The following is an 11,488-nucleotide window of genomic DNA, read 5'->3' as shown; positions in this document are numbered from 1 at the left end:
TTGTTGGGGTTGGCCGCCATGCTTCGGGCGCTTTTCCAGCGTCCCGGCCGCGGCGACTTCCAAAACATTACACGCCCTCCGGCACCCGCGCAAATCGGGCTCCTGCCGCCTGCTCGACGCCCCTCTCCTCAAGGCGGCGGACCCTCAAATGGAGCAGGTGTCCCAGCAGCAGCGTCAGCTGCCGGCGCGGGGTACTGCCCTGTCCGTGGGGCGTCGAAGCCGGCAGGCGATCCTGGAGCAGGCGGCGCCGGTCCCTGTGCCGTTCAGCGTCCTGCGCCCGCTCCCGGACAATCTGCTGCGCCAGCTGCATCTCCATCAATCCCATGCCTCTTCCTTTCCGTTGTGCCGCTCCGATGTAAGGCGTTGCCTTGTGCATCACCGGATCCTCCGCGCGGCGGCCGCCCCCCGCTTTCCACCACGCTAGGAAGCGGGCGGAGCACGGGCCACCGCTTTGCGGACAGGCGCGGTCCTCGGGCGGCAGTCGCCCAACGGGCCTTTCCCGGCCCTCGCCGGGGACGTAGATTCGGTGCTAGGGATGCACCCGCCACCCCAAGGAGGCGACATGGCCAAGACCAGCACCGAAGCGCAGGACGCCGCTGCCCGCAGCGACGGCAGGGACCCGGCACCGCCTTCCAGGAACGGCAGCGGCGGCGGAAAGGGTCCCGAGGCCGGAGAGGCGCAGCCCTCACAGGGGCTTGCCCTGGATTACGCCGGCGAACTGGACGAGATGCAGGAGCTGACGGCCAAGACCCGCAAGCTGGACAGCAGGCAGCGCGAGGAGGCATGGCGGCAGCACTATCCGTATGACACCAAGCTCGGACGCCGGCCCTACGAACGGCAGAAGCGGGCCCTGCAGATCGAGCTGCTGAAGATGCAGCTGTGGGTCAAGGAGACCGGGCAGAAAATGCTCATCATCTTCGAGGGCCGGGACGCCGCCGGCAAGGGCGGGGCGATCAAGCGTTTCGAGGAGCACCTGAACCCCCGCGGTGCCCGGATCGTGGCACTGGAAAAGCCCACGCCCCAGGAAAGCTCGCAGTGGTATTTCCAGCGCTACATCTCTCAGCTGCCCAGCGGCGGGGAGATCGTGATGATGGACCGGTCCTGGTACAACCGCGCCGGCGTCGAACGCGTCATGGGCTACTGCACCCCCGCGCAGTACCTGGAGTTCATGCGGGAGGTGCCCGAGCTGGAGCGCATGCTCGTCAACTCGGGCGTGATCCTGTTCAAGCTCTGGTTCTCGGTCAGCCGGGCGGAGCAGCTGGCCCGCTTTGCCGCCCGGGAGACCGATCCCGTCAAGCAGTGGAAGCTCTCCCCCACCGATCTGGCCAGCCTGGACAAGTGGGACGCCTACACGGAGGCCAAGGAGGCGATGTTCTTCTACACGGACACCGGTGACGCGCCGTGGACCGTGGTGAAGTCCAATGACAAGAAACGCGCCCGTCTTGAAGCGATGCGCTTCGTTTTGCACAGCGTGGACTATCCCAACAAGGACCCGCAGGTGGCGCACGCTCCCGATCCGCTGCTGCTGGGCCCGGCGTCGAGCCTCTTCGAGGAAGAGGAAGGCCACGACCTCGGCGCCTTCCCGGTGGTGAAGCCGCAGCCGTAGGCTGTCCCGGCCACGGTGCCGGCTTCCCTGATGCGGCACGCAGCACACACCGGCTCCTCAGGCACTGCGGCACAGGTTACATACAATGAGCGGATGACTCCTACCCCCGCCGCCGCATGAGCTCACGCCTGCACAGCCTCGTGGTGGAGAGCCTGGGCCGGCGGGTGGTCTCCGGCGAGCTGCCCCCGGGGTACACCATGCTCTCCGAGCAGCTGGAGGCCGAGCTGCAAGTCTCCCGCTCCGTGGCCCGGGAAGCGGTCCGGGTGCTGCAGTCGCTGGGGCTGGTGGAGACCGTAAAGCGCGTCGGCATCCGGGTGCTGCCGGCAGCCGGATGGAACGTCTTCGATCCGTCCGTCATCCGCTGGCGGCTCGCAGCGGACGGCAAAGGGGCCCAGCTGCGCTCACTCACCGAGCTGCGCTCCGCCGTCGAGCCCGCCGCCGCCGAGCTCGCGGCCCGGTACTGCCCGGAGGACCTCGCCGCGGAGCTGATGGGGGTCGCCGCGCAGATGCGCGCCGTCGGCCGGGCCGGTGATCTGCAGCGCTTCCTCGACCTTGATATCCGTTACCACGCGCTGGTCCTGGCGGCCTCCGGAAACGAAATGTTCACCCGGATGGAATCAATGATCGCCGAGGTGCTGCGCGGCCGCACCGACTACGGGCTGATGCCCGACCGCCCCCACGAGGAGGCGCTGCAGCTGCACGTGGACGTCGCCTACGCCATCCAGGGCCACGATCCCGACACCGCGCGGGAAGCCATGGACCGGATTATGCGCCGCACCGTGGCGGAGGTCGAAAGCGTCTGGGCGGACGAGCCACGGCTCTTCACGGAGCCCGACGCCGCCGTCTAAAGCCCGCATGACGGGCCGCCCGCCGTTCGGGTTCAGCCCGGCGACGGCCGCCGGGACGACAAACGCCAGGAGGCGGGAACGGCATCAGCCGTTCCCGCCTCCTGTGTGTTCAGGGGCTAGAAGTTCGTGGCGACCAGGAAGATGGCCAGCGCGAAGACGAAGCCGACGACGCCCAGCAGCGCCTGGCCGACGGTCCAGGTCTTCAGGGTGGTCTTGGTGTCCATGCCGAAGAACCTGCTGACCAGCCAGAAGCCGGAGTCGTTGACGTGGCTGGCGAACACCGAGCCGGCAGCCAGGGCAAGCACGATCGCGGCGGTCTCCACCGAGTTGTAGTCGGGGTTGCCCGCCACCACGGGCGTGAGGAGGGCAGCGGCCGTGGTCAGTGCCACGGTGGCCGAGCCCTGGGCGACCCGGACGACGGCGGCGATCACGAAGCCGGCCACGATGACCGGCAGCCCGATGGCATCCAGCGAGTCGGCGATGGCCGTGCCGATGCCGCTGGCCCGCAGGACGCCGCCGAACATGCCGCCGGCGCCGGTGATCAGGATGATGGTGCAGACCGGGCCTAGGGCGCTGTCCACGACCATCTCGGTGAGGCTGCTCGGCTTGCCCTTGCGGGCACCGAGCAGGAACATGCCCAGCAGCACGGTGATCAGCAGCGCCACCGGGGTCTCGCCGAGGGCGCGGAGGATCTGCACCCAGGTGTCGTCCGTTGAGACCAGGCCGGCGGTGTTGGCCATGTTGAGGCCGGTGTTGAGGAAGATCAGGAGCAGCGGCAGCAGCAGCAGGGTGAGGATGGTGCCCAGCTTCGGCGTGGAGCGGAACTCGTCCAGCTCCGAGCCCTTCGGGGCGGCCAGGATGGCCGGAACAGGAATGTCGAACTTGCGGCCCAGGAACTTGCCGAAGAGATAGCCGGTCAGGTACCAGGTGGGGATGGCGACGATCAGGCCGAAGATCAGCACCAGGCCGACGTCGGCGCCCAGCAGGCCGGTGGCGGCCACCGGTCCGGGGTGCGGGGGCACAAAGATGTGCATGGCGGAGAATGCGGCGGCGGCCGGGAAGGCGTAGGTCAGCAGGGAGCCGCCCATCCGCCGTGCCACGGCGAAGATGATCGGCAGCATGACGACCAGCCCGGCGTCGAAGAAGATCGGGAAGCCAAACAGCAGCGAGGCCACGGACAGGGCCAGCGGCGCGCGCTTCTCGCCGAACCGGCGGATCAGCGCGTCGGTCAGCACCTGGGCGCCGCCGGAAATTTCCAGCATGCGGCCGAGCATCGCGCCCAGGCCGACCAGCAGGGCCACGCTGGCCAGGGTGCTGCCGAAGCCGCTTTGCAGGGTGGGCACCAGGTCCGCGGCCGGAATGCCGGTGGCCACGGCGGTCAGCAGGGACACCAGGATCAGCGCCAGGAAGGCATGCACGCGGAACTTCATGATCAGCACCAGCAGCAGCGCAATGGCCGCCACGGCGATGAGCAGAAGTCCGGACGTGCTCAGCGTCCAGTTCAACTCGAGATCGGTCATCTTCGTCCTATCAGGGTGGGGGTGATGCGGCCGCGCGTCAGCGCCCGGCCGGTGCGAGGGCCGAGGCGACAGCCTCGGCGATCTCTTCGGGGGAAAGCGTGATGTCCAGCCGGATACCGGCCTCATCCTGCGCCAGGGGCTCCAGGGTTTCAAACTGAGAGTCCAGCAGGGCCGCGGGCATGTACTCATGGTTCCGCTGCGAGAGGCGGTCGGCGATCAGCGACTGGTCGCCCTGCAGATACACAAAGCGGACGTCGGGCGCCAGGTCGCGGATGAGGTCGCGGTAGCGGCGTTTAAGCGCGGAGCAGGCGATGACGGTCGGCTGGTTTTCCGCCAGCCGGTCCGCGAGCGTCCGGCCGATGGTGGTCAGCCACGGATGCCGATCCTCATCGTCCAGGGGCTGGCCGGAGGCCATTTTCTGCTTGTTCTCGACGCTGTGCAGGTCATCGCCGTCAATGAAGGGCAGCCCCAGTCGGAGGGCGATGGCCCGACCCGCTGTGGATTTCCCGCAGCCCTGCACACCCATGACGATCAGAGGCGGCAGCTGTTCCCGGGTCGACGGCATGGCGATACTCCCTCAGACGCTCCATTACATCTGATTTGGTGTGGCCGCGGCAACAATAAATCAGATTTATCGCGTCAAAGATAGCACAGGCAGCTGTGAGCGCCGTCGCGCTTCAGGGAAGCGCGCCCGTCCGCGGCTGCCGCCCTGCCAGCGCAACGCCACCCTGTGGAAACGTGGCCCCATGGGCATGCTGCTGCTCGCGGTCCTCGTGGGCGTCGTGGTGGGCGCCGTCGTCGGGCTGGTGGGCGCGGGCGGCGCGATCATTGCCGTCCCGGCGCTGGTCTACCTGATCGGGCTGGCCCCGCATGAAGCCGTGCCCACGTCACTGATCGTCGTGGGACTCTCCGCCCTGGCCGCAGTGCTTCCCCGCGCCCGCACCGCCGTCGACTGGCCCCTGGCGCTGATCGTCGGCCTGGCCGGGTTTCCCGCCTCCTGGGCCGGAGCATGGCTCGGCCGGCGGCTGGACCCGGACGTCCTGATGCTCCTGTTCGCCGCGGTCATGGTGCTGGCCGGGCTGCGGATGGCCCTGGCGCCGCGCGCCAAGCCCGCCCCGGCGGTGTCGGGGCCCCGGCGGACGGCGCAGGGCATCGCAGTCGGGCTGGCCGTCGGTTTCCTCACCGGGCTGCTCGGGGTCGGCGGCGGGTTCCTCATCATTCCCGCGCTCACCCTGGTCCTGCACCTTCCCATCCACCGCGCGGTCGGCACGTCCCTGGCCGTGATCGTGCTGAACTCGGCGTCGGGGTTCGCCGCCCACATCACGAATTTGAACCTGGACTGGCCGCTGACGGCAGTGTTTGCCGGCACGGCCGTGCTCAGCTCCCTGGCCGCAACCTCCGTGGCCGCCCGTTTGGACGACCGCGTGGTGTCCAGGGCCTTCGCCGCGGTCATCTTCGCCGTGGCCGCGTGGGTGGGGGTCACCGCGGGCGCCGGGCTGGTCTCCGGCGGAGCCTCCGGCCCGGTGCCCGACGACGCCCCCGCGGGCACCGGCCCGTCCACTTCCTCGGTCGGGCCGCAACGGGACGCGCCGGAAGCGGCCCCGCTCACCGCCACGCTGGCGGCCAGCCGCCTGGATGCCGGTGAGCGGACGATCCAGGTAACGGTGCGGAACCGCACCGGCGAGGCGCTGGTGCTCCGCTCGGCCGCGGTGCGTTCCGTGCTGCTCGCCGCGCCGGCCCCCGAGTTCACCGCAGCGCTGCACACCTTCGTGCGCGAGGCCTGCGCCCTGCGGGACCAGGGGCGATGAGAAACGGATGATGAGAAACGCAGGCCACCCCATTGTGACCTGCGTTACGTCGATGCTAGCGAGGTGGCTGCCGGAAAGCGAAACGCGCCCGCGGCCGGGCGTGGCAGCCTCCCGGCCAGGCCCCGGGGCAGGCCGGAACGTCGGTGCTGCGTGAGACGATGGGCGCATGGTCCACTCCCCGCCGCTTGTCGATGTTCAGGACATCATCCGGGTGGTCGGCGGAGCGGCTTTTCAGCGCGGGCAGGCGTACGCGCGCTCCGGCGCCGTCGAAGGCCTGGACTGGGACGCCGCCGCCGGAGTGCTGCGCGCCCGGGTCCAGGGCGGGGGCTCCGTGCCGTACCGGACGCTGCTCCAGCTTGAGCGCAAACGCCAGGGTGACTACCGGCTGCAGGACAACCACTGCAGCTGTCCGGTGGGCTTCGACTGCAAGCACGTGGCCGCCGTCGCCATGCAGAGCAACACGTCCCATTTGCTGTCCCGGCACCGGCCCGCGGCGCCAGAGGCCCAGATGCCGGAATGGCAGGTGTCCCTGCAGGGGCTGCTCGACGGCCGCCCGCCCGCCGGCGCGGAGCCCGCCGTGCCGCTGGCCCTGCAGTTCGAGGTCCGTTCCCAGCCCTCGCCGTCCATTTGGGGTGCCCCGAAGTCGCTGGGCGCCTCGCCGCTGCGCCTGGGCGTGCGGCCGGTGGTGCGCAACAAGCGCGGCAACTGGGTGAAGAACAACCTGGCCTGGTCCAACATCGCCTACCAGACCCACGGCCTGAAACTCGACCCCGACCAGCACCGCTGGTTCTCGCAGTTCCCGGCCCTGCACCGGGCCACCGGGGTGACCTACTTCGGCCAGAACGATTCCTGGCTCTACCTCGACGACTTCGCCAACCCGCTGCTGTGGGAGCTGCTGCGGGAGGCCCGGCGGCTGGGCATCGAGTTCGTCGGCACCCGCAAAGACGTCCAGGTGCTCCTGGCCGACGGCGCCACACTGTCCCTGGACGTGCGCGCCGACGACGGCGGCGGCGCGCCGGCGCCGCTGCGCCTGGACCCGGTCCTGGAACTGGACGGCGAGCAGTATCCGCCGGAGCGGACCGGCACCATCGGCAACCACGGCGTCTACGTGCACCATCCCGACGACGTGCTGCGGCTGGCCCCGCTGGACCGGCTGCTGACCGACCAGGACCGGGCCCTGCTGCACGGCTCCAAGGCGCTGCGCGTCCCGGCGTCGGACGCCCCGGTCTTCCTGGAGAAGTTCTACCCGCGGCTGCGCCAGGTGCTGCCCGTGCAAAGCCGCGACGGGTCCGTGGCCTTCCCCGAAATCCTGCCGCCGCGGCTGGTGCTGGCCGCACACTTCCAGCCCGAGGACGTGCTGGCCCTGGACTGGTCCTGGGAGTACCGCCAGGGCGGGCAGGCCGAGAGGCTGCCGCTCACGGCCGCCTCGGGGCCTGCCGCCGATGACGGCGCATACCGTGACACCGCGGCCGAGGCCAACGTGATCGAGGCGGTGCGCCCGGTCCTCGGCGAAGCGCCCCGGCCGCGGACCCTGCGCGGCGTCGACGCCGCCGAGTTCACCGAACACCTGCTGCCGAAGCTGGAGAAGCTGGAGGACGTCCTGGTCGAGGTGCACGGCGAGCGCCCCGACTACCGGGAACTCACCGGCTTGGCCACCCTGAAGGTCACCACGGTGGAGAGCGAGCGCCGGGACTGGTTCGACCTGCACATCATGGTCCGGATCGACGGGCGGCTGGTGCCCTTTCCAGACATCTTCAAGGCCATCGCCCAGGGCAAGTCGAAGATCATCCTGCCGGACCGCAGCTACCTGTCCCTGGACCGGCCGGAGTTCGAGCGGCTGCATGCCCTGGTCGCCGAATCCCAGACCCTCGACGAGTGGGACACCGGCGAGCTGGGCATCAGCCGCTACCAGGCCGGGCTGTGGTCCGAATTCGAAGAGCTCGCCGAGGAAACCGAGGAAGCCGAGGCCTGGCGGGCGGCCGTGGGCGGCCTGCTGGACCTCGCCGGACGCGACGGCGCCGCCGTCGAGCCCGTCCCGCTGCCCGCCGGGCTGAAGGCCGAGCTGCGCCCGTACCAGCAGGAGGGGTTCAACTGGCTCACCTTCCTCTGGGAACACGGGCTCGGCGGCATCCTGGGCGACGACATGGGCCTGGGCAAGACCCTGCAGGCCCTGGCGCTGATCGCCCACGCCCGGCAGCACGCCCCGGGCCGGCCGCCGTTCCTGGTCGTCGCGCCCACCTCCGTGGTCCCGAACTGGGTGGCCGAAGCCGCGCGGTTCGTGCCCGGGCTGACGGTGCAGGCGGTGCCGGACACCTCCGCCAAGTCGAAGAAGCCGCTGGCCGAGGTGATCGCCGGCGCCGACGTCGTCGTCACCTCCTATGCCGTGTTCCGCCTGGACTTCGCCTCCTACCGGAACCAGCCGTGGGAGGGACTCATCCTCGACGAGGCGCAGTTCGTCAAGAACCGCACCACCCGCGCCCATCAGTGCGCCCGTGACCTGCCGGCACCGTTCAAGCTGGCGATCACCGGCACGCCCATGGAGAACAACCTGATGGAGCTGTGGGGGCTGTTCGCGATCACCGCACCCGGGCTGTTCCCCTCCCCCCGCCGCTTCGCCGAGGAGTACCAGCGGCGGATTGAGCAGGGCGAGGATACGGAGCGGCTGGCGCAGCTGCGCCGCCGGATCCGGCCGCTGCTGATGCGCCGCACCAAGGAGGCCGTGGCGGCCGACCTGCCCGAGAAGCAGGAGCAGGTGCTGGAGATCGAGCTCGGCCCCAAGCACCGGCGCATCTACGAGGCGCACCTGCAGCGGGAACGGCAGAAGCTGATGGGCCTGATGCAGGACCTGGACCGCAACCGCATGATCGTCTTCCGTTCCCTGACCCTGCTGCGCATGCTCAGCCTGGATCCGGCCCTGATCGACGCCGAGGAATACGCCGACGTCGGCTCCGCCAAACTCGATGTGCTGTTCGAGCAGCTCGAGGACATCACCGCCGAGGGCCACCGGACGCTGGTGTTCAGCCAGTTCACCTCCTTCCTGAAGAAGGCCGCGGACCGGCTGGAGGCCCAGGGCATCGAGTACGCCTACCTCGACGGCAGCACCCGGAACCGCGGCGAGGTGATCGGCCGCTTCAAGGACGGCGCCGCCCCGGTGTTCCTGATCAGCCTCAAGGCCGGCGGCTTCGGACTGAACCTCACCGAGGCGGACTACGTCTTCCTGCTTGATCCCTGGTGGAACCCCGCCGCCGAGAACCAGGCGGTGGACCGCACGCACCGGATCGGCCAGCACAAGAACGTCATGGTCTACCGGCTGGTCGCCGCCGGCACCATCGAGGAAAAGGTTATGGCCCTGAAGGAGCAGAAGGCCCAGCTGTTCAGCTCGGTGATGGACGACGACGGCGCCGCCTTCAGCTCCGCCCTCACCGCCGAAGACATCCGGGTCCTGCTGGAGTAGGGGCTGCACGTGTTGCCCGGCCAACAGTAGGCCGTGAATCGCCTAACCGATGATGCCGACGCATCCCCTCTGACCTGCTGCTTTGCCGTCCGGGCGGCGTATCCGGCCAGGCGGCGGGGGCTAGCGTGGAAGATCATGAGCACGATGGAAGCGACGCTGACCCGTCCCGTTGAGGCTCCTCCCCGGGACGAGGATGAGCTGGTGCATATCTTCTGCACTCCCTGCAAGCGCCAGGCCATGCGCCGCGCCCGTCGTCCGGTGCCCTACTGCGGCAAGCAGATGCCGCCCCGTCCGCTGCGCGACGACAACGGGAGCCTGCCCGTCTGCGTGGTATGCATGGAACTGGCCCGCTCCGGCCCCTGCCCCCGCTGCGGCATGCAGGCCCGCTTCGACTAGCGCCGGGCCCGCCGCCCCTCGTCCCGCCCGGGCGGCCGGTGACGGTTCCCACGGCAGGTTCCCGTTTGTACAGTGGGGACATGGCTGACGAACGTCCCATCGGGTACTGGCTCAAACTTGTGGACCAGCTGGTCGATGACCAGTTCGGAGCAAGCTTCGAGGAACACGGCGTCACCCGTCGGCAGTGGCAGATGATGAACATGCTCGAACGCGGCCCCGCCACGGAGAAGCAGCTGGTGGACGGGCTGCGTCCTTTCTTTCCCGCCGCCGAGGTCGGCACGTCCGTGGAACTGATCGATGAACTGCGTGAAAGCGGCTGGCTGGAACGCAGCGACGAACGATACGGCCTGACCGACCTGGGCCGGCGGGCCCTGGAAAACCTGCGGGAAGCCGTCGAACGGATCCGCAGCGACCTCGCCGTCGGCATCAGCGACGACGAGTACCGCACCCTGATCGACCTGCTGCAGCGGATGGCCCGCAACCTGGGCTGGACCGACACCGACGAGGCTCCGGAGCCTCCCGGCGCGACCGCCTAGCGGGCCCGCCGCCGGCGCAGGTGGCGCCGGCGGCGGAGACGGGTCTAAGCTCGTGCACTGTGTCGATGAGTTGCATGCGCCGGGTGCGCACGGAAGGGCAGGTGGGCCGCACGGCCTGCACTGCATCGCCGGCGTAGCCTTCCGCCTTTTCCTCCTTTCGGCCGGCTCCTTCCGGCTGTCTCACCGCCGAATCTTTTCGGCCGTCGGTTAATCCCCTTCCCCGCGTGCTGCCTTCTGCGGCTGCCGGGAGTCCGGGCTGCTCCGACGCATCGACCCTGCAAGGACTTTTGCCATGACCACGTTTTCCCCCCTGTCCGAGACGGCCCTGCGCCGCTGCTTCATCAACGCCTCCCGCTCCGAAAGCGCGGCGATCACCTTTCCCGCCGGGTTCACCGCGCCGGACCTCAGCACGACGCCGGTGTTCGGCTGGCCTGATCCCAAGCTGCCGCTGCGCGCCTACCTCGTGGTGGAGGACCCGGCGTCGGGGGCACCCGCCGGCGTCCTGCTGCGGGCCCCGGACGCGTCCGCCGGCCGGAAACGACGCGTTATCTGCGCCCTCTGCGAGGACATCCACTCCGAGGACGACGTACTCATGTACGTGGCCCGCCGCGCCGGATCCCGGGGGCGCAACGGCGATTCCGTCGGCACCTTGATCCACGCCGACTTCGGCTGCGCGCAGAACGCCGTCGCGGAGCCTCCGGCCAACGCCCTGATCACCGACCCGGAGCAGGCCGCCGCCGAGCGCCTCGCGGCCCTGCGCCGTCGGGCCGGAATGTTCCTGGACCGGGTGCGCTCGTAACGCAGGGCCGCACAGGAATAGCCCGCCGCGGGGCGCGGTTGCGTCGGCATGGACACTTCCCGTGACAATGCCCCGACGCCACCCGCCCCGCCGGTCCGCCAGCTGCGCCTGGTGGTGGCCGCCGAAGACTACGACGCCGCACTGGCCTTTTACCGCGACACGCTGGGCATGCCCGAGCAGGCCGCCTATCAGGGCGGCGACGGCGCCGAGGTCACCATTTTGGACGCCGGCCGGGCGACCCTGGAGATCGCCAATGCCGCACAGGTCCGCATGATCGACGAGGTGGAGGCCGGCGGCCTTCCCAGCCGCAAGCTGCGGGTGGCCTTTGAGGTGGAGGACGCCGCGGCGGCCACCCGGGCGGCGGTCGACGGCGGAGCGCAGCTGGTCGCTCAGCCGCGCGAGACACCGTGGCGGTCGCTGAACTCCCGGCTGGACGGCCCCGAGGGCCTGCAGCTGACCCTGTTCGAAGAACTCGACTGACCGGCCGGCCCCGGGGGCGCTGCCAGCCAGCGCCCCCGGGG

General features: G+C 69.9%; 11 protein-coding genes. 8 read left to right on the top strand and 3 right to left on the bottom strand.

Annotation, left to right across the window (positions count from 1 at the left end):
- Positions 1-67: 67 nt before the first annotated feature.
- Positions 68-325, bottom strand: a complete 258-nt coding sequence (locus AC5RUW_RS16485; RefSeq protein WP_494161673.1) for a hypothetical protein — start codon at positions 323-325, stop codon at positions 68-70.
- Between the two features lie 237 nt (positions 326-562).
- Between AC5RUW_RS16485 and ppk2 the strand changes: the two genes are divergently transcribed.
- Complete coding sequence (gene ppk2, locus AC5RUW_RS16480) at positions 563-1,606, top strand: polyphosphate kinase 2 (protein WP_494161672.1); 1,044 nt, start codon at positions 563-565, stop codon at positions 1,604-1,606.
- A gap of 116 nt (positions 1,607-1,722) precedes the next feature.
- Positions 1,723-2,454, top strand: a complete 732-nt coding sequence (locus AC5RUW_RS16475) for a FadR/GntR family transcriptional regulator (RefSeq protein WP_494161671.1) — start codon at positions 1,723-1,725, stop codon at positions 2,452-2,454.
- 116 nt (positions 2,455-2,570) lie between these two features.
- On the opposite strand, the gene AC5RUW_RS16470 is transcribed toward AC5RUW_RS16475, so the two are convergent.
- Both AC5RUW_RS16470 and AC5RUW_RS16465 read right to left on the bottom strand, forming a co-directional pair.
- Positions 2,571-3,974, bottom strand: coding sequence for a GntP family permease (locus AC5RUW_RS16470; protein WP_494161670.1), 1,404 nt, complete (start codon positions 3,972-3,974; stop codon positions 2,571-2,573).
- Positions 3,975-4,011: 37 nt separating this feature from the next.
- Positions 4,012-4,539, bottom strand: a complete 528-nt coding sequence (locus AC5RUW_RS16465; protein ID WP_494161669.1) for a gluconokinase — start codon at positions 4,537-4,539, stop codon at positions 4,012-4,014.
- 181 nt (positions 4,540-4,720) lie between these two features.
- On the opposite strand from AC5RUW_RS16465, the gene AC5RUW_RS16460 reads away from it, so the two are divergent.
- From AC5RUW_RS16460 to AC5RUW_RS16435, 6 genes are all read left to right on the top strand, one after another.
- Positions 4,721-5,782 (top strand): sulfite exporter TauE/SafE family protein, encoded by a 1,062-nt coding sequence (locus AC5RUW_RS16460; RefSeq protein WP_494161668.1) that lies wholly within the window; start codon positions 4,721-4,723, stop codon positions 5,780-5,782.
- 166 nt (positions 5,783-5,948) lie between these two features.
- Positions 5,949-9,236, top strand: a complete 3,288-nt coding sequence (locus tag AC5RUW_RS16455) for a DEAD/DEAH box helicase (RefSeq protein WP_494161667.1) — start codon at positions 5,949-5,951, stop codon at positions 9,234-9,236.
- Between the two features lie 135 nt (positions 9,237-9,371).
- Positions 9,372-9,632 (top strand): hypothetical protein, encoded by a 261-nt coding sequence (locus AC5RUW_RS16450; RefSeq protein WP_494161666.1) that lies wholly within the window; start codon positions 9,372-9,374, stop codon positions 9,630-9,632.
- 80 nt (positions 9,633-9,712) lie between these two features.
- Positions 9,713-10,168: a MarR family winged helix-turn-helix transcriptional regulator gene (locus AC5RUW_RS16445; protein WP_494161665.1), complete on the top strand. Its 456-nt coding sequence runs from the start codon at positions 9,713-9,715 to the stop codon at positions 10,166-10,168.
- Between the two features lie 292 nt (positions 10,169-10,460).
- Positions 10,461-10,967, top strand: a complete 507-nt coding sequence (locus AC5RUW_RS16440) for an FBP domain-containing protein (protein WP_494161664.1) — start codon at positions 10,461-10,463, stop codon at positions 10,965-10,967.
- Positions 10,968-11,015: 48 nt separating this feature from the next.
- Positions 11,016-11,447 (top strand): VOC family protein, encoded by a 432-nt coding sequence (locus AC5RUW_RS16435; protein ID WP_494161663.1) that lies wholly within the window; start codon positions 11,016-11,018, stop codon positions 11,445-11,447.
- Positions 11,448-11,488 lie beyond the last annotated feature (41 nt).

Source organism: Arthrobacter sp. Y3222053 (genome assembly GCF_059092805.1).
The sequence above is the reverse complement of the archived record's forward strand: the minus strand, read 5'-3'. Positions and strand labels throughout refer to the sequence as shown.